Genomic DNA, 24,543 nt, shown 5'->3' with positions numbered 1-24,543 from the left:
AGTTTTAGGGGGCCAAGACACAGGAGTGGTAGTACTTTCGATGGCTTCTGGAAACTCGAATACCATAACAGCAAGATATTGTTGAGTTCTGATGGGAAAGCCTTGGATGTCGTTACCAATCTTTTTTGGTGGAAAAGCGGCGATGCGTTTGAGGTTTCTAAGGGACCGCAACTTCCAACAAGTTATGGTTTAACCAGGTATGGTTTGATTATAGATCGCAGCAGTGACGCAGTCCTGCGCAACGGCAGCTTCGGCTGGCGTCGCACTCTTGGTGGTTTGGATTCGGTTAAGATCGGGCGCTTTGTCCATGGCAATGTCTTTACCGTAGCCGACGCTTCCGCCGAAAAAGATACAATTTTGGTTAAGGTGGGTCTGGGACATTCGATTGAGGGCATCTTCTTAGATCGAGTCCACTATAGTGGACTCGGCTATCTTGTCCAAAACCAAAGCTTCAAGATAGAAGCCCTCTTCAATTTTTAGGTCAATTGGCTGGATAGGGGATGGTTTAGGCTCCAGACTCATTGATTTACAGCCAGAATAGGACGTTAGCCGCGAGAGCGATGACCGACAGGAAGACCTTGGGAGATCTGTCATAGCGGGTTGCGACACGCCGCCAGTCCTTGAGGCGTCCGAACATAATCTCGATCCTGTTGCGTCGTTTGTAGCGACGTTTGTCGTATCGGAGAGGTTTGTCGCGTGACTTCCGACCTGGGATACAGAGCTTTAGTCCCTTGTCTATCAGGGCCTCGCGAAACCAGTCCGCGTCATAGCCACGATCTCCCAGCAGCCAGTCAGCCGATGGAAGATTGTTCACCAAGGCTCTGGCCCCCGTGTAATCGCTGACCTGCCCGCAGATATGAAGAAGCGGATCGGACGTCCGATGCCGTCAGTAATGGCGTGCAACTTCGTATTCATGCCGCCCTTGGTTCGCCCCCTCTCGGCAGCATCCTTTGGATGCGCCTGCCGGTCAGTGGATCAGCCTGCCGCACCCCCTTTTTTCAACCGCAGGCTGGAGGCTGTGCGGTGCGCTTTGAGGTAGGTAGCGTCAATCATGATGGTCTTATGATCGGTTCCTTCCGCAGCCAGCCCGGTCATGATGCGAGCGAACACACCCATATCACTCCACCGTTTCCAGCGGTTGTACAGCGTCTTTGGCGGCCCATACTCACGGGGCGCACCGGACCACCTCAACCCATTGCGATTGATCAAAATAATCCCACTCAGAGCACGCCGATCATCAACCCTCGGCTTGCCATGGCTCTTCGGAAAGAAAGGCTGAAGACGCTCCATCTGTTCGTCAGTCAGCCAGAATAGATTGCTCATTAGCACCCCCTGAAACTCAGGGGCTTGAATCACGCAGCTGAGATCGCGGCAACCAAATTAATGGGTCCAGAACCTAGGCATTGCCAACTTGTTTACACGCGGCTGATGGCTGTCTGGTCTGCGTCTATCAGGCGATCATTTCGAGTGCGCGGCCGTTCCAGAGGCCGAAAGCATCGGTTCTGGCGTGACGGTATGAGACGGTAGCGAGTTGATCGCAACGGGATCGAGAGATGGTGTTGATCTGGTCTTGAGCAGAAAAGAACCTTTGCGTCTGCCTTAGCGACTTGAAGCGTCCTATGAGCTTTTCACGCTTTCGAGTGGGTCAATGTGACCCTTTGATCCGATTTTTCAACCCTTTGTGTGCTCGGTGTTCCGCATCCGGCGCAAGATTGCGGATCGGCTTGAAATAGCTTCGCAACTTATCCGTGATCACGACACGAGGTTCACCGAATTGCGAAATCAGCCGCTTCAGAAAGCGCCGGGCTGCCTTGGCACTCCGCCGTGATTGGATGAGGATATCAAGAGTATCTCCGTTCGCATCCGCTGCTTGCCACAGCCAGCATTTCCGACCGGCGATCGGGATGATCACTTCGTCCAAATGCCACTTGTCGGTTTCGCCTGATGCAGTTCGCGAAATGGCCACCAAAGCGGTTGACCCATTGTCTGATCGTTTCCCGACTGACCGTCACGCCGCGTTTCGCGAGCAGATATTCAACATTCGCAGTGCTGAGTGCAAAGCGATGGTAAACCCAGACAGCATAAGCGATGATCTCACGCGGAAAACGAAATCCCATCAGGCGCGGCATTTTCGTACATGAACCATAGGTAGTGTCAGATATCTTTTCGACATATCACGGTTTGATGCCGCTCCTTTGATAGCATTTATTGCGGCAAAGGAGACGAACTATGGGGCTGAAACGGACGGACGAGTTCCGCGATGATACGGTACGGATTGCGCTGACTAGCGAACTGACACGCAAGCAGGTGGCATCTGATCTGGGTGTTGACCTATCGACACTGGATAAGTGGATTTTGGTGCACCGCGACAAGGATGTTGTCTCCGACAATGACTTTGATCTTGCCCGTGAGAATGAACAACTTCGGCGAGAGAATGGCATTCGTGTTGAAAGGTTGAAGAAACACAAGCTAACGACTGACAGTAACCACGCCTTCAACATCGCGCCGAACCTGCTGAGCCGGAACCTCCAAGCGGAGCGACTTAATCAAAAATGGGCTGGTGAAATCAGTTATGTGTGGATCCGAGAGGGATGGTTGTCTCTCGCAGTGATCTTGGACCTGCACTCCCGGCGCGTAATCGACTGGGCTGTCAGCAATCGCACGAAGCGCGATCTGGCGACCCGAGCACTGAACATGGCCATCGCTCTGCGACAGCCGCCGAAGGGCTGCATTCATCGCACTGATCGTGGCAGCCAAGGCGGATTCAACCGGTCGTCGCAACATCTTCGATCATATCCTTTTTGAGCAACCGGTCGAGAGTTTCTGCCGGTGTATGCCAACTCAGTGTTTTGCGAGGGCGAGTGTTCAGCGCGTGGGCGACGGCGCTCAACGCGTCAGCACCATGCTGGCTGAGATCCGTGCCCTTTGGGAAGTACTGGCGGAGCAAACCGTTGGTGTTCTCATTGCTGCCACGCTGCCAGAGGCTTTGAAGGTCGCAGAAGTAGATCTCGAGACCGGTAACAACCCGTAGTTGCGCGTGTTGGGCCATCTCTGCACCTTGGTCCCAGGTCAGCGAGCGACGCAGTGGAGCAAGCAGGCTGCTGATCGTCTCGGCGATGGCATCGCAAACGGCTTCGGCGCCGTGACCGGCGAGGGCCGGCCCATTCTTGATTGGTTTGCCTGTCCCGTGACCCTTCATGCGTGGCAGGTGCAGGAGCATGGTGAAGCGGGTCGTGCGTTCGACCAACGTACCGATCGCAGAGCTACCGAGGCCGAGAATGAGGTCCCCCTCCCAATGGCCCGGAACCGCTCTGTCGCTGATCTCTGCCGGACGATCGCTGATCATCAACGCATCAGTGAGGAAGGATTTGCCCCGATTGCGTCCGCGTTTGCACGGCAATCTGAGAGCACGACCGGACCGTAGACACGCGGAGAGCTCTGGCTTCAACGCACCACGCCCCTGAATATCGAGCGCCTAATAAATGGCTTCGTGGCTGATGCACATCGTCGTATCCTCTGGGAAGTCCACCTTCAGCCTTTGCGAGATCTGTTCCGGGCTCCAGGCAGACGACCAGCGAAGGCTTTGCCAGTGAACCGCCCGCCGCCCTTTCCATAACACAACAGGCCCATCGAAGGCGATGCCGTCTGGTGTGGCGATGAGGCCAGACAACCGATCCTGCACGTAGTCGCGCAGGGCGGGATTGAGCGCAAGCTTGCTCGATTTTGGCCGCTTAGCCGTACGATCAGCATGCCATTGCGCGTTGATCGCACGGTAGTCGAAATCTCCGCCCCGGGTCGCCGAATTACGCCTGATCTCTCGGGAGATCGTGCCGGGCGATCTCTTAAGCTTCCGGGCGATGGCACGGACACTTGTGCTCCTCGCGCACTCCAAAGCTATTTCCTTACGTTCTGCGAAGGAAAGGCTACGGTTCTTCGGTAAGAGCGCCGATGGCGCAAGATGTGTGGGAGGCATTCCACCAGAACTCCGAAACCATCGCGTGTTCCGACGGGCGCAGAGATACCTGTTTCAACGGCTGCATCCTCGCTCGATAGCCCCTCTGCAACCGCACGCCAGAACAGGCATAGATTCTCACTTTGCCAGACTGGCGGCCTTCCTGGAGAGTTCAATTTGTCGCAGGTCGAACGTTCAGACTCTTGTCTGCCTGTTTTTGTCATCTACACCCCCATCAGCGAGGTGTTGCGACGACCGGTTGAATCCGCCCAATACTGTTCTCATGACTACCAGAAGATCCTGCGCCACTATGGGTTCCAGGCGTCGATGAGCGGAACCGGGAATTGCTACGGCAACGCAGCGGTCGAGACCTTCTTCAAAACCATCAAGGCAGAACTGATCTGTCGCAGGTCGTGGCCGACAAGGCGCGAACCAGAGGTGGCCATCTTCAAGTAAATCCTTCTACAATCCGCGCCGTCAGCACTCGGCCTTGGGTTGGAAAAGCCCGGCCGCCTTCGGACAGAAAGTCGCTTAAACGAGCACTTGGAGCGGCACAAAAACGGTACAAGTCCACCCCGAGGTGATCACGTATCCGTGCCTCGTCAATGAGGAAAAGATAGGCGCCCGGGACCAAATTTGAACCAGGCATAGAGTGGCAGTTACGCACTGACTACGGACAGAAGAAAGAAGTCTGGCAACGGAAATACCCTGTGAACTGTAAGTGAACGTCGCAACTGAAAAAGCCAAAGAAAGCCCTTTGACTCTGAAACTTGGACTTGGCGGAAAGAGAAGTGCCCGGCCATAACCTGAAGCTTGCCTGAAACCCATTGGCACGAGGCCGCCCCATTACAGAAGAAGTCTTCTCTTACTTTCTCGTGTTTTGGGGAGTGGCCTTCAGCCGATCAGGACGTACGGAATTGGTGTCGCGCACCCAAACGTGTTTCCGGATGTTATGGATCGCCAGGGTTTGGCCAGGATAAGCCGCCCTGATGCGGTCCAATGCGGTCTCTTCGCAGGGTCGTTTGACAATATGCTTTACTTTACCTGCACGGTCCGCAGTGAATGTGATTTCAAAAAAGGCCTCTTCAATGCGCATCACACTCATAGCTTTAAGGCACTCAATTGGTTGGTATAAATGCGGGCATTGACATTGGCATCACCCATATGCGTTGTTAAAGCCTCAACTAGAAACAAGGCGCCGATGACCTGTATTGTCCGAAAAGATCACCCTGCAAGCAACAGGCTGAATTTATTTCGAAAATTGACAATTTTTGATCGAGCACTCGAGGACCAATCAATTCGTTCCACACCGAATAGTAGAGCTAGCTTGCTGTCCTGGGAAATACCTTTACCCTATATTTGAATAGACATATGATATCGTGCGACCTACCCCTTTTTGGGGTGTTGTCACGTTAACTGTCGTTTGGTTGCTCATGCTGACAGTTGGACGTAGGTGACTGCGATGAATTCAACGTCGATCATTTACAAGCGCCACCGGTTTCCACCTCAGATCATCGCGCACGTGGTGTGGCTGTACCTTCGCTTTAATCTGAGCCTGCGGGAAGTTGAAGAGATGCTTTTACAGCGCGGGATCGATGTGTCTTACGAAACTGTCCGGCGTTGGGTGATCAAATTCGGGCCGGCGATAGCTCGAAACCTGCGGCAGAGGCAGGACCGCCCAGGTGTTATCTGGCATCTGGATGAAGTTGTCGTGAGAATCTCAGGTCGTAAGTATTGGTTTTGGCGCGCAGTCGATCAGCATGGCGTGGTATTGGACGAAATCCTCCAATCGAAACGGGACAAACGGGCGGCAAAACGGCTATTGCGCCGCCTGATAAAGCGTCTTGGTTTCATTCCCAAGCGGATCATCACGGACAAACTTCGTTCATATGGTGCCGCCAAGCGTGAGGTGGCGCCGGGGTTGGATCATTGGTCGCACAAGGGCTTGAAAAATTGCGCCGAGAACAGCCAGCTCCCTTTCCGAAAGCGCGAACGGACGATGCAGGGCCATCGCTCTTCTAGAGGGTTCCAGAGGTTCGTGGCGACTCATTCAGCAATCCGCAATTGTTTCAGCGTCCCAGCTCGCTGCCGCTCCGCCTTAACAATCCGAAATCACCGCCTCGAGGCATTTGACGCTTGGAATGCTGCCACACAGGCCGCTTGAAATCCGAAAACCAGAATCTCTATGTGGATCACGGGTTGACGTGACAACACCCCGATGATCGTTGCGAACGGCAGGTTCTCCCGCATCTTTCGTGTTCATTGCCTGCGCAGCGAACGGCGGTGTTTAGAAGTCGAGATCCCTAGACCAGATGAGCGTTTGCGGCGAGCGCAGTGCCCGTGATTTGTTCGGCGGAGGAAACACGCGAATGAACAAAACGCTTTTTGTGGGGCTGGATGTCCACATGGATACTATTGCAGTGGCCGTTGCTGAGGATGGGCGCAAAAGGTGAGATCAGATTCCACGGGATCATTGCCAACTCGGCTAATGCTGTTTTGCGATTGACTAAGGCGTTAGTGAAGAACGGGCACATGCCATCGTTTTGCTATGAAGCTGGCCCATGCGGCTATGGTCTGCATCGGCACTTGGTGAAGCTAGGCTTCGAATGCGCGGTAGTCTCGCCTGCAATGATCCCGCGCAAGGTCGGGGATCGGGTGAAGGCTGATCGACGGGATGCCGAGATGCTGGCACGACTTTGGCGTGCCGGAGAGCTGACCCCGATCTGGACACCCGATGAGGAAGAGGAAGCCATGCGGGATCTCATCCGCACACGCAAACAGGCCATGGATGCGGTAAAGATCGCCAAACAGCAGTTGCTCAGCTTTCTTCTGCGCCATGGCCTGCAATATGAAAGTGGGAAATACTGGACGCAGCGTCACCGTCGTTGGCTAGCAGAGCTGCGGCGGTTCCCCTTCCCCCATCAGCAGTTGGTCTTCGAGGAAATGAAACGCGCCGTTGACCAAGCTGAGGAACGGGTTGCGACGTTGGACCAAGCGATTGAAACAGCAATCCCGGGTCGGCACTTTACACCAGTGGTAGACGCCCTGCGCGCCTTGCGCGGTGTAAACACAACCATCGCTGCGACCGTTGTCGCCGAGATTGGCGATATCACGCGGTTCGAAAATCCCCGTCAGCTCATGTCCTGGCTAGGCCTCGTTCCAAGCGAGCATTCCAGCGGTAGTACGGTCAGGAGGGGACGATTGACCAAGGCGGGCAATGCACTGGCGCGCACCATGTTAGTCGAAGCCGGGTAGTCATACCGTCATCCAACCAAGGAAGGGTATCCGTATCTTAAACGTTCCGCGCATCTGCCACAGCACATCAAGGATATCGGTTGGAAAGCCCAGACCCGGCTTTGCAAACGGTATCGTACTTTGAGCCAGACAGGTAAACCGCGGCCCTGCGTATTGGCAGCAGTCGCCCGAGAACTGGCTGGGTTTATCTGGGATATTGCGCCAAAAAGACGCCCCTGGCCACCTGACCGGTTGTCCAAGCTGCCTGCGCAGTGCGCTGGAGATGGAAGCCATGGATAGGGAAATCCTCGGTCCCCCTTTGGGACAAACATCCGGTCTTAGAGAGAGGTCACCCCGCATCGAATTTGGTCAGGCGGTATCAAACCCGCGGATGAGAGAATGACAACCATCGGTTCGGCCTACCATCTTCAGCGCCTGCACAGGCTACAAACTTTAACCATCCTGCACCAGTGGGGTAGTCTCATCGTGCCGAGAAAACTAAAATCGCTCATGAGAGGGGGATTTCGCCCCCTACTGTCTGACGTCAGCGCCAATGGGACAGTTTAGGTTGATTTGATAAGAGAGGGTTTCTGGCTCATCGTAACCGCCAAGGAGTGGATCTATGGACGCCCCCTGCGCAAGGTGTTTTTTGTGATGATGTTGACGGCATTGGATGCGTGAATCTATCCGGCCTTTGATTGAAGCATCTTTGCTCCTGGCCTCGATGGGATCCGCTGGTTTCAGTGCCTTCCAAGATGACCGGCCTTTCCTGGCCACCACTCCTTACAGGCTGTGAATTGCGGCCCCTGCCGTTACACCATCGTCTCGTCACCTCGCATTCTTAGAGCGCCAGTACTTTCCGGGCTGCCCGCTACGCCGCTTTGTAGCCTTCTCCGCTCCGCAAAATCGCCCAGGCAATGCGTGCTGTCTTGTTGGCGATAGCCACGAGCGTTTTGTTGTGACCTGCGCGTGCCAGCAAGCCCTGCGCCCATCTCGCGCGTTGATCATCACGATTGGCGATCCTGATCAGGACGGACCGGGCGCCGTGGATGAGCTGGCGCCGCAGGTATTGGTTGCCTCGTTTGCCTATGCCACCAAGCCGGGGCTTGCCGCCCGTCGTATATTGTCTGGGAACCAAGCCTATCCATGCCGCGAGTGCCCGGCCAGACGAAAAGTGTCGACCGTCATCAACGGCAGCGATCAAGGCGGTGGCGATCACAGGCCCGACGCCGGGGAGGGTTGCAAGACGTTTGCACCGCTCATCGGTCCGGCAGATCGCGATTAGCTTACGGTCGAGCTCAGCGACGTGTTTGTCCAACGCTTCGAATTCGGCGATAAGTGCGTTGAAGTTTTCCGTTGCCAGCGCTGACAACTTGGCCTCAGCGACGGCGTTTCTGATATCCTTTCGGAACCGAAAGGCACCGACTGGAATGACAACGCCATACTCCCCCAGAAGGCCCCGAATGTGATTAATCAATCCGGTCCGTTGTGTGATGAGACGATCACGTGTTCGATGCAGCATCTGCAAATCCTGTTGCTCCGTCGTCTTCACTGGGACAAATCGCATAGTCGGGCGCAGTGCGGCCTCATAGATCGCCTCGGCATCAACAGCGTCGTTCTTGGAGCCTTTGACAAACGGCATTACGAACCGCGGATGAACGAGGCGCACGGCATAGCCTTGCGCCTCAAACTGTCTGCCCCAGTGATGAGCGCTGGCACAAGCCTCCATGGCGACTGTTTCCGGGAATACTCCTGAACGGCAGCGGCGAGTTTTGATCTGGTCACCTTCTTCGAGATTACCTCGCCCTCATTGGTGATTCCGTGGATGTGAAACGACTGTTTGCCTAAATCAATCGCAAGTAACTGCATTCTGTGAACTCCTTCTGCTTGATACGTCTGCCGAAAACTATCGGCATCGGTGCAAGGGCGTCCATTCCATAAGATGAGAAAGAAACCCGGAACCAAGCAGAGCCACGGTGAGAAGGTCGTAAAGGACATTCGCCGTGCGACCCGCAAACAGTACTCCGCAGAAGAGAAGATCAGGATCGTGCTGGACGGCCTAAAAGGCGAGGACAGCATTGCAGAGCTCTGCCGCCGTGAAGGCATCGCGCAGAGCCTCTACTACAGCTGGTCCAAGGAATTCCTGGAAGCCGGCAAGAAACGTCTGGCAGGCGACACGGCCCGCGCGGCAACTTCCACCGAAGTGAAGGATCTGAGATGGGAAGCCCGTGATCTGAAGGAAGTGGTTGCCGAACAGGCTCTTGAACTGCGGTTGCTCAAAAAAAGCATGGTCGCGGATGGGGACGACGACGAATGAGTTATCCCGCATCCGAAAAACTGGAAGTCATCCGCCTCGTCGAAGGTTCGCATCTCCCGACCAAGCGCACTTTGGAGAAGCTGGGCATTCCGAAGACCACCTTCTATCGCTGGTACGACCGATATCTCGTCGGCGGCCCCGAGGCGCTTGAAGATCGTAGACCCACGCCGTCACGGGTCTGGAACCGCATTCCCACGCCAGTGCGCGAGAAGATCAAAGATCTGGCTCTGAAGGAAAGTGAGCTTTCCCCGCGTGAGTTGGCTGTTCGCTTCACCGACACAGAAAAGTACTTTGTGTCAGAGGCTTCGGTCTACCGCATCCTCAAGTCTTACGATCTGATCACCAGCCCGGCCTATGTGGTTTTGTCAGCAGAAGATGAGTTCCACGACAAGACGACACGGCCGAACCAGCTCTGGCAGACGGACTTTACCTATCTGAAGGTGATCGGCTGGGGATGGTTCTATCTCAGCACGATCCTGGACGATTACAGCCGATACATCATCGCCTGGAAGCTTTGTACGACGATGAAGACTGAGGATGTGACAGCCACGCTGGACCAGGCGCTACAGGCGTCGGGCTGTGATCAGGCAACTGTGCTGCACAAACCGCGTCCGCTCAGCGACAACGGGTCCAGCTACATTTCCGGAGAGTTGGCCGATTGGCTGGAAGATCAGCAAATGGATCACGTGCGTGGTGCGCCATATCATCCGCAAACCCAAGGCAAGATTGAGCGCTGGCATCAGACCCTCAAGAACCGCATCTTATTAGAAAACTACTATCTACCTGGCGATCTCACGCAGCAGATTGACGCTTTCGTCGAGCATTACAATCACCGTCGCTACCACGAGAGCCTGCAAAACCTCACGCCCGCTGACGTCTACTTCGGACGAGGCCAAACCATTCTGAGACAACGAGAAAGGATCAAACGAAAGACAATCAAAACGCGGCGCTTGCTTCACCGCAAATCCGCCGCATAATTACGCGAACCGGATGAGCCAGATCCTCTCTTAGGTCAGATTGCCAACTGGCCCAAAACTCCTGACGACGGACAATTTCTCCGAATCTATCGACAGCGACGACGGCGATGATGTGGTCCTTATACTCGGGCAGGACAACCGGAATGCCTGCAAAGTGTGAGACTTGGGCCTCGCTGGTGTTTCCTGCGGCAAAAACGCTCACCAAGTCAGCGGATTTGGCATCTTTTAAGGCTTGGATGGTTGCGGATCCGAGCTCAGTTTTGAGCCGGGTGATATTTTGCTCCGAAGACAGATTTGGATCTGTAAACTCAGTGATTAGTTTGGTACCTACGATATCATCATTATGATCAATATAGACAGTAGCCCAGCTGTGGTTTATGACGTCCGCTTTAGCCTCGATTGAGCGGTGTATGGAAGCAGACAAATGACCAATTCCTTGGAGTATGAGAAGCTCAGATTCAAAGGCAACGCCATACGTGCCTCGACCGTCTTTCCTGCCGGCAGCGATACCGGCAACGTGGGTGCCATGAGTGCCGCTGTCCGAAATATCTGTGGAGCTTCTGGAAAAAGAGTAGCTGTATTCAGTGTCGATTTTACCCGCGAAGTCTGGATGATTGATATGGATTCCAGTATCCAGGATTGCAATCTTTATGCCTTGTCCTCGTGCGCCTTTTGCGTATCGCTCTTCGGCTCCAATTAGACCCAGGCCATAGGTGTAGTTAAATTCCGGGGTTCGGTGTAAGAGGTGAGTTGACCTTCGTAGATATTTGCGGAGACGGCGGTGGCCAAGGTGACAATGGCCGTCGTGGTCAGGGCTATCTTCTTAAAAGGGCGCATGACAACTCCTCTGCTTTACTCATTGAAATGTAACCGCTCGCGCTACCGCGGGACTTCGGTTTGGAAGGGGCCAAAGCGCCGCTTACTCTCTACTCTCTGGTGAGCAGAACATGAGCTCATCCGAGCGGTGAGGCTAAAGCATCTGACCAGCCACTACCTTCCTAGAACGTGACTTTGAGTCCTGCGCTTGCGCTGAGGGCGCTGGTCTCGCCAGCGTTGCTGAGCCCTGTGGCATAGGAGGCTTCGCCGAAGAGATCCACCCGGTCATTCCACGCATAGGTGCCGCCAAGGCCAAACCCGACCGCCCAGGGCTCATGCTCGGTCGTCAGGGAGGCCCCGTCGACCTCCACCTCGCTGCCCGCGCCAAACTCATGGAACAGGTTCACAATGCCATAAAGGCCACTCGCCCCTGGATCCTGCTCCCCGAACTCAAGCCCAAGCCGCAGCCGCTGGCTGGTCGCCTCGCTGAGCGCCACCCGCTCCTGCTGCTCCCCTTGGGGGCCCTCGCGAGGCTCACTCGTGAAGTCACTGAACGCGACAGAGGAGAGGCTCAGCTGTGCCTGCGGGATCACCGTCAGCCGGGAGCCCAGATCAAGGCGCTGTCCCGCCTCGATCGACAGCGCATAGCCCGTGCCGCCGTTGCCCTCGATCAAGCTGCCACGCCCGTCAGAGCTCAGATCGCTCGAGTAGGAGGCAAACGTGAACAGCCCGTCGACATAAAACCGGCGCGCGTCATACCACGTGGCCGTCACCCCAAGGCTCAGGCCACTGGTGTCAATCGAACCACCCCCGAAGTCAGAGCTGACGTCTGTACTGCCCGTACCGTATGAGAACACCAGCCCGCCCACAAGAAGGCCCGCCGCGCTGTCGTTCAGGACGATATCCGCGCCGATCTCCATCTCCCAGAGACCGCTCTCGAGTGCGGACCCTGTGGTGCTGTTCTCTTCCGACGATGTGATCTGGTCCGTGCCCATCTGGATCCACAGCGGGGAGCCAATGCCTTGCCCCGCCGTGTCAGCGCCGGCTCCGCCGTCCCAGGCCAGGCTGCGGAAGTCCTGCGAGCTGCCCCGGTTGCGCAGCCCAGAGGGCGCAGTGAAGGCCAGCAGCGACGCACCATAGCTGTCATAGATCGGCGTAGCGGGCTGCCAGATCGGAGCACCGTCCTCTGACTGCGCACTCAACGCCCAACCGCTGCCCGTCTCGGCCAGCCTGTAGAGGTAGGCCCCCTCGATAAACGCATGCTCCCCGTCCGACATCACATGGTTGCCCTCCATCAGGGTGAAGGTCGCGCCATCAGAGGCACCGTCAACCGTAACCACGTCGATTACAAGCGGGGCGGCGCTCTCAACGCCTGCCACGCGGGCAATCGACAGCTCCATATCGCCTGTCACATCGTCCCTGAAGTGAAGCCTGTCGGTGTCCGTGCCATCCATACGCGCATCCAGGGCAAAGATACTGGAGCCCGATCCGGTGTAATCCCCCTGAATCGTGATCACATCCCCCGTCGTCCCGTCCTGAACGCTCAAGGTCATGTCCCCCGCATTGGTCACTTTATCACCTGCAATGGTCATGCCTCCATTCCCGCCAGTCGCGCGGAACGCGGACCCGGCGTCGATCTCCAGAGCCATATCCAGTCTGGCAACCCCATCCAGGCTCAGCTCCGTGTCATTCAGCGTGAGATGCTCCCAATTAAGGAGCCTATCCGCCGTGGTTGTGATGCCCTTCTCGCCCTGCTGGCCCTGCAAGATCAGCTGATCGTTATCGCCCGCACCGCCGTTCAGAGCGTGGGAAAAGTCAAAACTGGCTGTGGCCTCAAGCGTGAAGCTATCGTCCCCCGCTCCAAGAAAAACTTCCCCATCGATATGCCCTTTCACGGTGACATCCGCATCGCCAGTCCCCTCCAATATCGCAAGGCCAGATGCCCCCGCCACCACCCGGCCAGTGCTGGCGATATCAATCGTCCCGTCGCCGTCGGCATCGGAGACCACTCGGATCGCGGCGCCGTCGCTCTGACCCGCAATCCCCGGGTTAAGTTGGTCAGCGCCGCCTGTCACCTCCCCGGCCACGTCTATGTCAAACTTTTCGACACCCAATAAAACCCGATTGGCGAGGTCTCCGGGATCCACCCAAAGACCTGAAACGCGGATCCCGTCTGACCCATGTCCTGAAGCCGTGACAGTGGCATTCTGACCTAAGTTGACGGTTGTCTTTGCCCGCGCCTGCGCGTCACTCTGCACAGCGCCAACGCCCTCCGCTACCGCCCAAATGCCGTGAGAGTTTCGCCCAATCGTGGTGACTTCCGTGGTGACTGCGTCCTCACCAACACTCACGTCCACGACCACGTCCGCAGAGCCATTGGTGTCCGCCAAAATCCCATGGGAGCCGAAAGAGCTGCCGGGGCGGTTCTCCGTCACAATCTCCCCTGCAGTCATTATCACCTTTACCCCGTTTGTCTTGTCGGAGTTGTTGGTGTGGTTCACGTTGTCAATCCGCGCATAAATCGCGGAAGCATTCTCGTCAGTCGTGGTAATCCTGCCGCCGTCCATTTGCACCAGCGCTGTGCCAAGGACGCCATTGGCCTGCGCATACATCCCATGGGCATTGTTACCGTTAATGGTGATCGTCCCGGCACTCATTTTAGCCTCAGCCATCCCCGCAACCGTCGCACTGTCCGCGGTGTTCTGATCGGCTACGAAGGTAGAGAACGCCTGAAGCCCGTGAGATTGGTTTGCATGTGTGGTGATCGTGCCATCGATCATTTCTGCCGTCGCATCGCCATAGCCATGGGTATGCGCCCGAACCCCGGCTGAATTGTGACGCATCGTCGTGATCGTCCCTCCGGTCATTCTCGCCGTCATGTTAGCCTGACTATCCCGGGCGCTCTGCTCGGCCTCCGCCGTAACCGCGTGAGAGCGCGACCGATTCGTGGTGATTGTTCCGCCCTCCATCTGCGCAATTACAGAGGTGTGTTCGCTGCTAGAACGGGTCGACGCCCTCACGCCTACACCGCCACTCTGTTCGTCAGCATTAGTGTTTTCCGTACTGATGACACCACCGGTCATTACCGCCCTCAGCGTGCCCACATACGTGGCTTCGTGGGCATAGGCATGAACCGCAGCCCCCACCTGATCTCCGCTCGTGGTGATTTCTCCGCCCTCCATCCTCGCAGTCACATCACCACCCTGCCTAGACATGGTGGCCGCCGAAACCCCCTCGGCATATGTACCGGACTCAATAGCAATCTCCCCGGCGGTCATGACCGCTGTCGCCTCGGCTGTGCTGTCGCCGTTTCCAATCCGTGCCCGAAGCCCAGAAGAACTATCACCATTTACAGTGATGTCCCCGTCACCACTCAGTCGGGCCTCCACATTTCCAGTTCCTGTGGTGTTCGCAGAAACCCCGTGATTTTGAAAACCCGTGGTCTCGACGGTCCCCCGTCCCATTTGCACAAAAACATCCTGGTCACCCCCATAGTCCACAGTCACCCCATTGCCGTGCACAGTGAAATCAGGATGGTCTGGCAGTGTCAGAGTGTGAACCGCATCTGCATGAGTATAGACAATGCCAAAATCGTAGGGGTCGAAGGTAATGCTGCCAGGGTGGTTGTCAGCGGTACATGTGGCCACGCCATCTGCTGCCGTACACGCGGCCTGTGCTGCGCTGCCGCTGAACAGCACCGCCGCGGTTGCCACGACGGACAAACCCGGCGCAATGCTCGCCACACGCCCCTTGAACTTGGTCAAACGACCAGCCCGAACCGAGACATTAAGCGGGCGAAGGGCGGGCTGGGTATCTGAGGACTGGTTTGTCATTCTGAAACTCTCCTGTGAGGGACTTGAGCACAATCGAGGCAAGGCACCGCCCTGCCCGTCAGGCAGTCAGTGGGTTGGTAGAAATGCGGGCAAAGGTATGGGCATCGGCCGGAGGCGTTGTTTGAGCCTCAACCGGAAGCGAACCACAGTTGACGGTCGGCCGCGCTGCTTTCGCGCCGTCCGTTCTGATCGCGGTAAAAAGTGTAAGGGAGTTGCAGCTGATCTCGCACCGGTAACCGCCACATAGGTGTAGCGGCTTGAGATCATAATCCGTTGGGCGCGAGATCATCGCTGTTTCTGGCTCAGATTATTTGAGACTATAATTCGATTTGGGACCACTTTATTTGAGAACGGGCTCAGAATAATTGAGACGGGCTCACATTTCTGAGACTGGGATCGGTGGGGTGAGACCATCCACATGACCTCATAGCGACAACCCCGCCATCCGCATTCGCTCTGCCAATTCGCGGGTCCGCGCGGGTTCAAGCTGCCCGCTCAGGAAGCGTTTGATCTCGGCAGGTTTGGACTGGAACTGATCCGCCAATACCTTCACAGAATAGCCCTGCCGGGTGAGACGTGGCTCCAAGTCATCAAAGTCGGGGGCCAGGGTGGCCGACACAATATCCGGCGTGATTGGTTTCTGGCCGATGCGGAACCCGGCCTCCAATGCCCGGTTTAAATATTCGGCAAACTGTAAGGGTGTGGTCAGGCGCTCTGCCAGTAGGTCCAGCGCCGCCGGTTCGATAATCTCGTCAAGTGGAGCGTCGTCCTCGGTACACTGGTCCAAAAGCCAGTCGAGATAGGTTCGGGACTCTTCCCCCAATCCTTCGAAGGGCAGGATATCAGTGCGATGCCCGATCTCTTCCATCGTTGGGCGGCGAAGGTCGTTTCGCAGCTTCGGATGGCCGACCAGAATAACGGACAGATTGCCTCCGCCGCGCGCGATCACTTCCATCAGGCGTTTCAGCCCGATCAATGTCTTTCCATACAGATCATGGGCCTCATCGACAAACAGCGCCACGGGCTTTCCGGAGCGGGCTACCAGCTTCTGAAGTTCTCGTTCCCTCTTTTCACCTTGGGTTGGAATCTTTGGTTCTTTCTCTCGTGAGAGATCGTAGAACAGGGCTGAGATTAGCGTCGGAACGGTCGTGCGGGCTTTGTCCACCGACAGGCTTTCGGCGACAGTGACCTTCTTTTCGCGCGCAATTTCATCTTGCAACCGGTGCAGGAACACAGTCTTGCCGATGCCAACTGGGCCTGTCACAGCGATCAGGCGTCCGGTTCCAATGCCCGCCCGGACGGTGTGGGTGATCTGACGATGGTTCTCGGTCTCATAGAATCCGGCAGCTCGCCAGTCCTTGATCAGCCCATATCGCGCCATGATCTCGGCATTCAGCATTACTCGCTCTCCTCTTCAGCGGCCGGTCGCTTAGGCGAGAACCGGGCAGTTATTCCTTGTTTGATTTCCGTCTTGTCGAGCGTGCGGTCGACAAGATCATTCACGAACGACAGATCCTCGTCTGTCAGGCGGGCCAGCGGCTTGTGCAGCAAATCCGAGACCCCGCGCAGCGCATCCAATCGGCTGCTATAGGTGAACTCTCCATAGGGATCCGGATCGACAAAGGCCTGGCTGGCGAACGGCAGTACGTCTGCGGCTTTGGCCAGGCTTGAATCCAACCCGGCAAGCGCCGATCTGGGCACCGAGATCTTCTGCGCAAGATCTCCGATCCTGTCGGCCCGTGCCTGTGTTTGTGTTTTCTTGGGCTTGCGATAGCGATGCAGCGGGATAGGCCCACCTGTCGGGCGGTAGGGGCCAAAGCGCTTGTCGTTCCACTCAACGAACAGCTCGTGATCAAACACCTGCAGACCTGGTTAAGAAAGGTGGGCATTAAGCCGATCCAAATCTACCCGGGATCACCTTGGGAGAATGGATACAACGAGCGCTTCAATGGCACTCTGCGCCGGGAAGTCCTCAACGCAGAATGGTTCCACACCACCAAACAGGCTCAGATCGTCATCAATACCTGGCTTAGACAGTACAATCGTGTCAGACCCCATCAGGCTCTAAACATGCGACCGCCCGTTCCAGAAACCTTGCTCAAAACTGGCCCATAGAATTGGGGCTGGACAAAGTTACTGCTCTCTTTACCGATGTACAACTGGAAGCTGACGGCACTGGTTGGCTTTGGCTTTATACGATGATTCCTTCTGAAGAAGTTGAGGAAGAAAGGCACTCTGATACCGGAATTTTTCTAACTCAACGATTTATGCCAGTGTGCACAAAACCAGAGAATTTTCTCACCCGGAAGTTCGTCGAATTTGATGACGGAACTAAGGGCGAGGAACTGGCCTTCTACTTCCTAGATTTAAGCCGCCCAGAAAGATTTTTTGGATATCTAGACACCAATATTCTAGGAATTTCCAACTGGTTTATTGATAATCAAGAAGTGAAAAAATTTCTTGCAGAGTAATACGAGCCGACGGGGTGAGCGTTGTCGCTGTGACGGCGTCGGATGGTCTCACCCCACCGATCCCAGTCTCAGCAATGTGAGCCCGTCTCAATTATTCTGAGTCCAGTCGCAAATAATGTGATCCCAAATCGATTTACAGTCTCAAATAATCTGAGCCAGAAATGCCGATAATCTCGCGCCCAACGGATTATGATCTCAAGCCACTACAGCTACTGGTACCAGCTCAAAGTCTCAATTCTGTTTGCTCTAGACTTGCTGGCACAAAAGCAATTGACCGACCAAATTATTTTGGAGCCTATCAGCGAGGAAGACCTCGAAGCTGACATCAAAGATGAACCAGGTGCGTTGGCTCAGACTATGCCACTCAAGAAGAGACGGCTGGTTGTGCAATGCAAGTTGCGCAGCACTGGGCCATTGAAAATCAAGGACATTGCAACTCTTCTGGCACATGGAACAAGGCGAAAATCTGCCAAAGAGCGGTTAGAGGACCCCAATGTAAGCTACCTTCTTGTGACCTCGGCTGACCTCTTTGGAGATGCGCGAAACTTGGCAGTCAGCGGAGCAGGGCAATGGCAGCGCTTAAAGAAGATGCCCGCAACAATATCGAAAAGTCTTCCAGAAAAGGCTGATGGCCGCGTGGCTGTTTGGAGCAGGTTAGACACAGAGACAGTAGCATATCGGATCAAGGGTATTCTCACTGATCGCTTCAGGGTTCCTGCCAGTAAGATCGCTGATTGCGTGGCCAAACTGGAGGCGGGAGCGCTGGCGCGTATGAGAGGTGCCGGTGCCGGCGTTTGGACGCGGGATGATGTCATCCGAATAATCATGGATCATGATGGCTATGACGGTGTATCCAAAGACCTCTTGACATTCGTTCCCCCAACAAATTGGGATGAGATTCAGCACCAGTTGAATGATATGAGCGCGCTTGTCCTAACAGGTCCCTCTGGCACCGGGAAAACAACGACGGCAAAGGCGCTTATTGCAAAGCTTCGAGACGCCAACCCGCATATGAGGCACGCCAAGATCAGCGGAGGCCCAGAATCCATTCGTGCAGACACAACACCAGGATCCGTCATCTACGAGATTGAGGACCCTTGGGGGAAATACCGAGCAGAACCAACGGCGCTACCGTGGAACGATGAAATTAACGCGATTTTGAACTCCGCGAATCCTGACCGAAGATTTGTCATTACAAGTCGGTCAGATGTGCTTGTTGCTGCTGAACTGAAAACTCTGGACAAACGATATACTGCTGAGTTGTCGCATGGACACTATCGAAAAGTCGATCGCATCGTGTCTTGGCCCCCTAAAACTGTGCCACAGTTGGCTTAGTTTTGGAGACGGGATTGATGGCGCGGAAACGGTATTCGGACGAAGATATTCTGCGGCTTTTGCGCGAGATTGAGCTGGGCCTGGCATCTGGTTCGGATGTCGCGACGGCGTGCAGAACGGCTGGTGTCAGTGATGCGACCTATTACACATGGCGCAAGCGGTTTGGTGGGATGGGACGATCTGAGATGGCCAATCTGAAGGCGCTGCAGAAAGAGAATGATCGGCTCAAGAAAATCGTGGCTGAGCTTGAACTGGACAAACTCATTCTCAAGGAGAGCCTTGATTATCTAAAGCCAAAGGCCTGACGGCAGACCAGCTTCGTCAGGCCGTGGTCCACACCCGACAAAAGCTGGCAACCTCTGAACGGCGCACCTGTCGCGTGATTGGATTGGCGCGGAGCACGCTGCAATACCGCGCAGCGCCAAAGGATGATGAGGCGTTACGTCTGGCGATGATCCGATTGGCCAAACGGTATGGGCGCTACGGCTACCGCAAGGTCGCCGAGCTGCTGCGTGTCGAAGGCTGGGCAGTCAATCATAAAAAGATCGAACGACTATGGCGCGAAGAAGGCTTGCAGCTCCCACAACGGCACAAGAAACGCAAACGGCTGTACCACAAGGACAGCTCGATCATCCGGCTCCGACCGCAACATCCCAATCACATCTGGAGCATTGACTTTGTCCACGACAAGCTGAGCAACGGACAGAGCTACAAGATGCTGACGGTGCTGGATGAGTATACCCGTGAGGCGCTCTGCGTAGCGGTCAAGCCGAAGATGAACAGTGGACCTGTCACGGTTTGATGCCGCTCCTTTGATAGCATCTACTGCAGCAAAGGAGACTGACTATGGGACTGAAACGGACGGCCGAATTCCGGCAAGATGCGGTGCGTATCGCATTGACCAGTGGGCTAACACGCAAGCAGGTGGCTGATGATCTAGGTGTCGGGATGTCCACGCTGAACAAATGGATCACAGCGCACCGAGATACAGACGTGGTTTCCAAAGAGGATTTGAGCCTCGCTCAAGAGAATGAGCGACTTCGACGGGAGATCCGGCTCCTCAAGGAGGAGAGGAAATCCTAAAAAGGCCACCCAGTTCTTCGAGGGCCTAAAGCAATGAGATTTAGGTTTATCGAAGAACACAGAGCCAGCTTTCCAGCCAACCGGTTATGCGATGTCGTCGGTGTCAGCGCACGCGGTCTGCGTGCCTTCCGCAGCCGCCCTGCCAGTCGCAGACAGCGGTCTGATCTGGTCACGCTGGCGCATATCAAAGAACAGTCACGCCTCAGTTTGGGCAGCTATGGCAGGCCGCGCATGACTGAAGAGTTGAAGGAAATTGGTTTGGCTGTGGGGCATCGTCGCGTTGGTCGCCTGATGCGCCAGAACGGCATATCCGTGTTGAGAACACGCAAGCACAAGGTCACGACAGACAGCGATCACAAGTTCAATATCGCGCCCAACCTACTGGATCGGGACTTCACAGCGGATCAGCCGAACAAGACATGGGCTGGTGACATCAGCTATGTCTGGACCCGTGAAGGCTGGCTTTATCTCGCCGTCATTCTGGACTTGCATTCCCGCCGTGTGATTGGCTGGGCTGTTAGCAATCGGATGAAGCGAGACCTGGCCATCAGGGCGCTGAGAATGGCTATCGCCTTCAGATCACCACCGAAGGACTGCATCCACCACACGGATCGTGGCAGCCAATACTGTTCCCACGATTATCAGAAGATCCTGCGCCAACATGACTTCAAAGTGTCGATGAGCGGCAAAGGCAATTGCTATGATAACGCCGCCGTCGAGACCTTCTTCAAAACGATCAAAGCTGAGCTGATCTGGCGGCGGTCATGGCAAACCCGACGGCAGGCTGAAGCGGCCATCTTCGAATACATCAACGGCTTCTACAATCCGCGCCGCCGACACTCAGCACTGGGCTGGAAAAGTCCCGTCGCCTTCGAACGGAAAGTGGTTTAAACGAGCACTTGGAGCGGCACAAAAACGCGACAGGTCCACAGCGCAGACGTGCTGGATGCGCTCTACCCACTCTTATTGCGGCACGGGAAGCCCGAACACATCCGTTCCGACAACGGCGCGGAGTTCATCGCAACGGCCCTGCAGACCTGGTTAAGAAAGGTGGGCATTAAGCCGATCCAAATCTACCCGGGATCACCTTGGGAGAATGGATACAACGAGCGCTTCAATGGCACTCTGCGCCGGGAAGTCCTCAACGCAGAATGGTTCCACACCACCAAACAGGCTCAGATCGTCATCAATACCTGGCTTAGACAGTACAATCGTGTCAGACCCCATCAGGCTCTAAACATGCGACCGCCCGTTCCAGAAACCTTGCTCAAAACTGGCCCATAGAATTGGGGCTGGACAATGGCGCGAAGAAGGCTTGCAGCTCCCACAACGGCACAAGAAACGCAAACGGCTGTACCACAAGGACAGCTCGATCATCCGGCTCCGACCGCAACATCCCAATCACATCTGGAGCATTGACTTTGTCCACGACAAGCTGAGCAACGGACAGAGCTACAAGATGCTGACGGTGCTGGATGAGTATACCCGTGAGGCGCTCTGCGTAGCGGTCAAGCCGAAGATGAACAGCGCAGACGTGCTGGATGCGCTCTACCCACTCTTATTGCGGCACGGGAAGCCCGAACACATCCGTTCCGACAACGGCGCGGAGTTCATCGCAACGGCCCTGCAGACCTGGTTAAGAAAGGTGGGCATTAAGCCGATCCAAATCTACCCGGGATCACCTTGGGAGAATGGATACAACGAGCGCTTCAATGGCACTCTGCGCCGGGAAGTCCTCAACGCAGAATGGTTCCACACCACCAAACAGGCTCAGATCGTCATCAATACCTGGCTTAGACAGTACAATCGTGTCAGACCCCATCTGGACCTGTCGCGTTTTTGTGCCGCTCCAAGTGCTCGTTTAAACCACTTTCCGTTCGAAGGCGACGGGACTTTTCCAGCCCAGTGCTGAGTGTCGGCGGCGCGGATTGTAGAAGCCGTTGATGTATTCGAAGATGGCCGCTTCAGCCTGCCGTCGGGTTTGCCATGACCGCCGCCAGATCAGCTCAGCTTTGATCGTTTTGAAGAAGGTCTCGACGGCGGCGTTATCATAGCAATTGCCTTTGCCGCTCATCGACACTTTGAAGTCATGTTGGCGCAGGATCTTCTGATAATCGTGGGAACAGTATTGGCTGCCACGATCCGTGTGGTGGATGCAGTCCTTCGGTGGTGATCTGAAGGCGATAGCCATTCTCAGCGCCCTGATGGCCAGGTCTCGCTTCATCCGATTGCTAACAGCCCAGCCAATCACACGGCGGGAATGCAAGTCCAGAATGACGGCGAGATAAAGCCAGCCTTCACGGGTCCAGACATAGCTGATGTCACCAGCCCATGTCTTGTTCGGCTGATCCGCTGTGAAGTCCCGATCCAGTAGGTTGGGCGCGATATTGAACTTGTGATCGCTGTCTGTCGTGACCTTGTGCTTGCGTGTTCTCAACACGGATATGCCGTTCTGGCGCATCAGGCGACCAACGCGACGATGCCCCACAGCCAAACCAATTTCCTTCAACTCTTCAGTCATGCGCGGCCTGCCATAGCTGCCCAAACTGAGGCGTGACTGTTCTTTGATATGCGCCAGCGTGACCAGATCAGACCGCTGTCTGCGACTGGCAGGGCGGCTGCGGAAGGCACGCAGACCGCGTGCGCTGACACCGACGACATCGCATAACCGGTTGGCTGGAAAGCTGGCTCTGTGTTCTTCGATAAACCTAAATCTCATTGCTTTAGGCCCGCGAAGAACTGGGTGGCCTTTTTTAGGATTTCCCTCTCCTCCTTGAGGAGCCGGATCTCCCGTCGAAGTCGCTCATTCTCTTGAGCGAGGCTCAAATCCTCTTTGGAAACCACGTCTGTATCTCGGTGCGCTGTGATCCATTTGTTCAGCGTGGACATCCCGACACCTAGATCATCAGCCACCTGCTTGCGTGTTAGCCCACTGGTCAATGCGATACGCACCGCATCTTGCCGGAATTCGGCCGTCCGTTTCAGTCCCATAGTCAGTCTCCTTTGCTGCAGTAGATGCTATCAAAGGAGCGGCATCAAACCGTGACAGGTCCAATCAGGCTCTAAACATGCGACCGCCCGTTCCAGAAACCTTGCTCAAAACTGGCCCATAGAATTGGGGCTGGACAAGGAACTTAAATCAGCCCCAGATACTGAAGCTGTTCACATGTTCAGTCACCTACGCCAACTTACCATCGACACACTCCGATTTCACATGATTCAAGATTTGGACAGCACGGAAATACCAGTTCAATCCAGGCTAAATGTAGTGCTTAGCTACATTGAAAAACACTACAGTGAACAAAGCCTGACACCTGAGAGTCTCGCTACGGCGACTGGCATGTCTCGGGCGACGCTATATCGACTTTTGTCCAGCCCCAATTCTATGGGCCAGTTTTGAGCAAGGTTTCTGGAACGGGCGGTCGCATGTTTAGAGCCTGATGGGGTCTGACACGATTGTACTGTCTAAGCCAGGTATTGATGACGATCTGAGCCTGTTTGGTGGTGTGGAACCATTCTGCGTTGAGGACTTCCCGGCGCAGAGTGCCATTGAAGCGCTCGTTGTATCCATTCTCCCAAGGTGATCCCGGGTAGATTTGGATCGGCTTAATGCCCACCTTTCTTAACCAGGTCTGCAGGGCCGTTGCGATGAACTCCGCGCCGTTGTCGGAACGGATGTGTTCGGGCTTCCCGTGCCGCAATAAGAGTGGGTAGAGCGCATCCAGCACGTCTGCGCTGTTCATCTTCGGCTTGACCGCTACGCAGAGCGCCTCACGGGTATACTCATCCAGCACCGTCAGCATCTTGTAGCTCTGTCCGTTGCTCAGCTTGTCGTGGACAAAGTCAATGCTCCAGATGTGATTGGGATGTTGCGGTCGGAGCCGGATGATCGAGCTGTCCTTGTGGTACAGCCGTTTGCGTTTCTTGTGCCGTTGTGGGAGCTGCAAGCCTTCTTCGCGCCATAGTCGTTCGATCTTTTTATGATTGACTGCCCAGCCTTCGACACGCAGCAGCTCGGCGACCTTGCGGTAGCCGTAGCGCCCATACCGTTTGGCCAATCGGATCATCGCCAGACGTAACGCCTCATCATCCTTTGGCGCTGCGCGGTATTGCAGCGTGCTCCGCGCCAATCCAATCACGCGACAGGTGCGCCGTTCAGAGGTTGCCAGCTTTTGTCGGGTGTGGACCACGGCCTGACGAAGCTGGTCTGCCGTCAGGCCTTTGGCTTTAGATAATCAAGGCTCTCCTTGAGAATGAGTTTGTCCAGTTCAAGCTCAGCCACGATTTTCTTGAGCCGATCATTCTCTTTCTGCAGCGCCTTCAGATTGGCCATCTCAGATCGTCCCATCCCACCAAACCGCTTGCGCCATGTGTAATAGGTCGCATCACTGACACCAGCCGTTCTGCACGCCGTCGCGACATCCGAACCAGATGCCAGGCCCAGCTCAATCTCGCGCAAAAGCCGCAGAATATCTTCGTCCGAATACCGTTTCCGCGCCATCAATCCCGTCTCCAAAACTAAGCC

At 55.5% G+C, this 24,543-nt stretch carries 16 protein-coding genes and 9 pseudogenes; 14 read left to right on the top strand and 11 right to left on the bottom strand.

All coding sequences use genetic code 11. From position 1 onward, the window contains the following. Positions 1 to 81 precede the first annotated feature (81 nt). Positions 82 to 480, top strand: a complete 399-nt coding sequence (locus ACR3ES_RS22920) for a hypothetical protein (RefSeq protein WP_480634780.1) — start codon at positions 82 to 84, stop codon at positions 478 to 480. Between the two features lie 46 nt (positions 481 to 526). On the opposite strand, the pseudogene ACR3ES_RS22915 reads toward ACR3ES_RS22920, so the two are convergent. Both ACR3ES_RS22915 and ACR3ES_RS22910 read right to left on the bottom strand, forming a co-directional pair. Further along, positions 527 to 1,323: pseudogene (locus ACR3ES_RS22915) on the bottom strand (IS5 family transposase). A 127-nt stretch (positions 1,324 to 1,450) separates the two neighbouring features. Further along, positions 1,451 to 2,129 (bottom strand): annotated as a pseudogene (locus ACR3ES_RS22910) (IS6 family transposase). Between the two features lie 100 nt (positions 2,130 to 2,229). Between ACR3ES_RS22910 and ACR3ES_RS22905 the strand changes: the two are divergent. Continuing rightward, positions 2,230 to 2,757, top strand: a pseudogene (locus ACR3ES_RS22905) (transposase); the annotation flags it as partial. A gap of 7 nt (positions 2,758 to 2,764) precedes the next feature. On the opposite strand, the pseudogene ACR3ES_RS22900 reads toward ACR3ES_RS22905, so the two are convergent. Next, positions 2,765 to 4,176 (bottom strand): annotated as a pseudogene (locus tag ACR3ES_RS22900) (IS30 family transposase). A gap of 43 nt (positions 4,177 to 4,219) precedes the next feature. Between ACR3ES_RS22900 and ACR3ES_RS22895 the strand changes: the two are divergent. The 3 genes and pseudogenes from ACR3ES_RS22895 to ACR3ES_RS22885 all read left to right on the top strand — a co-directional run. After that, positions 4,220 to 4,487: pseudogene (locus ACR3ES_RS22895) on the top strand (integrase core domain-containing protein); the annotation flags it as partial. Between the two features lie 927 nt (positions 4,488 to 5,414). Then, positions 5,415 to 6,116 (top strand): IS6 family transposase, encoded by a 702-nt coding sequence (locus ACR3ES_RS22890; protein WP_480425681.1) that lies wholly within the window; start codon positions 5,415 to 5,417, stop codon positions 6,114 to 6,116. A 205-nt stretch (positions 6,117 to 6,321) separates the two neighbouring features. Next, positions 6,322 to 7,486 (top strand): annotated as a pseudogene (locus tag ACR3ES_RS22885) (IS110 family RNA-guided transposase). 571 nt (positions 7,487 to 8,057) lie between these two features. Here ACR3ES_RS22885 and ACR3ES_RS22880 read toward each other — a convergent pair. Next, positions 8,058 to 9,055: pseudogene (locus ACR3ES_RS22880) on the bottom strand (IS110 family RNA-guided transposase). 73 nt (positions 9,056 to 9,128) lie between these two features. Between ACR3ES_RS22880 and ACR3ES_RS22875 the strand changes: the two are divergent. After that, positions 9,129 to 10,480, top strand: a protein-coding gene (locus ACR3ES_RS22875) for an IS3 family transposase (protein WP_480425682.1) whose coding sequence is annotated in 2 segments (ribosomal slippage) — positions 9,129 to 9,465 and positions 9,465 to 10,480 — 1,353 coding nt in all. Because the reading frame shifts where the segments join, the coding sequence is not laid out codon by codon here. On the opposite strand, the gene ACR3ES_RS22870 is transcribed toward ACR3ES_RS22875, so the two are convergent. The 5 genes from ACR3ES_RS22870 to ACR3ES_RS22850 all read right to left on the bottom strand — a co-directional run bounded on the left by ACR3ES_RS22870 (position 10,440) and on the right by ACR3ES_RS22850 (position 16,989). Next, positions 10,440 to 11,099 carry a S8 family serine peptidase gene (locus tag ACR3ES_RS22870; RefSeq protein ID WP_480426317.1) on the bottom strand — a complete coding sequence of 220 codons (660 nt, stop codon included), beginning with the start codon at positions 11,097 to 11,099 and terminating at the stop codon, positions 10,440 to 10,442. The genes ACR3ES_RS22875 and ACR3ES_RS22870 overlap by 41 nt on opposite strands. 77 nt (positions 11,100 to 11,176) lie before the next feature. Next, a complete protein-coding gene (locus ACR3ES_RS22865) occupies positions 11,177 to 11,317 on the bottom strand; it encodes a hypothetical protein (protein WP_170438160.1) in 141 nt (46 codons plus the stop codon). Positions 11,318 to 11,478: 161 nt separating this feature from the next. Next, the gene (locus ACR3ES_RS22860) at positions 11,479 to 15,129 is read right to left on the bottom strand and encodes an autotransporter outer membrane beta-barrel domain-containing protein (protein WP_480425683.1); all 3,651 of its coding nucleotides are present in this window, start codon (positions 15,127 to 15,129) and stop codon (positions 11,479 to 11,481) included. A gap of 424 nt (positions 15,130 to 15,553) precedes the next feature. Continuing rightward, positions 15,554 to 16,528 (bottom strand): ExeA family protein, encoded by a 975-nt coding sequence (locus tag ACR3ES_RS22855; RefSeq protein ID WP_480425612.1) that lies wholly within the window; start codon positions 16,526 to 16,528, stop codon positions 15,554 to 15,556. After that, the gene (locus tag ACR3ES_RS22850) at positions 16,528 to 16,989 is read right to left on the bottom strand and encodes a hypothetical protein (RefSeq protein ID WP_480424837.1); all 462 of its coding nucleotides are present in this window, start codon (positions 16,987 to 16,989) and stop codon (positions 16,528 to 16,530) included. Before ACR3ES_RS22850 ends, ACR3ES_RS22855 begins: the two co-directional genes overlap by 1 nt. Here ACR3ES_RS22850 and ACR3ES_RS22845 point away from each other — a divergent pair. From ACR3ES_RS22845 to ACR3ES_RS22810, 8 genes and pseudogenes are all read left to right on the top strand, one after another. Continuing rightward, on the top strand, positions 16,978 to 17,244 hold the full coding sequence (locus tag ACR3ES_RS22845; RefSeq protein WP_480424835.1) for an integrase core domain-containing protein: 267 nt from the start codon (positions 16,978 to 16,980) through the stop codon (positions 17,242 to 17,244). The genes ACR3ES_RS22850 and ACR3ES_RS22845 overlap by 12 nt on opposite strands. Before the next feature lie 2 nt (positions 17,245 to 17,246). Next, entirely contained in the window at positions 17,247 to 17,600 is a 354-nt protein-coding gene (locus ACR3ES_RS22840; RefSeq protein WP_480424834.1) for a hypothetical protein, read from the top strand. Between the two features lie 189 nt (positions 17,601 to 17,789). Beyond that, positions 17,790 to 18,935: an nSTAND3 domain-containing NTPase gene (locus ACR3ES_RS22835; RefSeq protein WP_480611783.1), complete on the top strand. Its 1,146-nt coding sequence runs from the start codon at positions 17,790 to 17,792 to the stop codon at positions 18,933 to 18,935. Between the two features lie 17 nt (positions 18,936 to 18,952). Then, positions 18,953 to 19,240 carry a transposase gene (locus ACR3ES_RS22830; RefSeq protein ID WP_480425685.1) on the top strand — a complete coding sequence of 96 codons (288 nt, stop codon included), beginning with the start codon at positions 18,953 to 18,955 and terminating at the stop codon, positions 19,238 to 19,240. Between the two features lie 23 nt (positions 19,241 to 19,263). Continuing rightward, positions 19,264 to 19,737, top strand: a complete 474-nt coding sequence (locus ACR3ES_RS22825) for an IS3 family transposase (protein WP_480425687.1) — start codon at positions 19,264 to 19,266, stop codon at positions 19,735 to 19,737. Positions 19,738 to 19,781: 44 nt separating this feature from the next. Beyond that, a pseudogene (locus ACR3ES_RS22820) lies at positions 19,782 to 20,909 on the top strand (IS3 family transposase). Positions 20,910 to 20,957: 48 nt separating this feature from the next. Continuing rightward, positions 20,958 to 21,302, top strand: coding sequence for an integrase core domain-containing protein (locus ACR3ES_RS22815; RefSeq protein WP_480426290.1), 345 nt, complete (start codon positions 20,958 to 20,960; stop codon positions 21,300 to 21,302). A gap of 31 nt (positions 21,303 to 21,333) precedes the next feature. Continuing rightward, positions 21,334 to 21,930: a DDE-type integrase/transposase/recombinase gene (locus ACR3ES_RS22810; RefSeq protein ID WP_480425688.1), complete on the top strand. Its 597-nt coding sequence runs from the start codon at positions 21,334 to 21,336 to the stop codon at positions 21,928 to 21,930. Here the strand turns inward: ACR3ES_RS22810 and ACR3ES_RS22805 are convergent. Together ACR3ES_RS22805 and ACR3ES_RS22800 are read right to left on the bottom strand one after the other, a co-directional pair. Further along, positions 21,880 to 23,009, bottom strand: a protein-coding gene (locus ACR3ES_RS22805) for an IS3 family transposase (RefSeq protein WP_480424262.1) whose coding sequence is annotated in 2 segments (ribosomal slippage) — positions 21,880 to 22,766 and positions 22,766 to 23,009 — 1,131 coding nt in all. Because the reading frame shifts where the segments join, the coding sequence is not laid out codon by codon here. The genes ACR3ES_RS22810 and ACR3ES_RS22805 overlap by 51 nt on opposite strands. 392 nt (positions 23,010 to 23,401) lie before the next feature. Continuing rightward, positions 23,402 to 24,519, bottom strand: a pseudogene (locus ACR3ES_RS22800) (IS3 family transposase). Positions 24,520 to 24,543 lie beyond the last annotated feature (24 nt).

It is taken from the genome of Ruegeria sp. B1 (assembly GCF_056535885.1).
The sequence above is the reverse complement of the archived record's forward strand: the minus strand, read 5'-3'. Positions and strand labels throughout refer to the sequence as shown.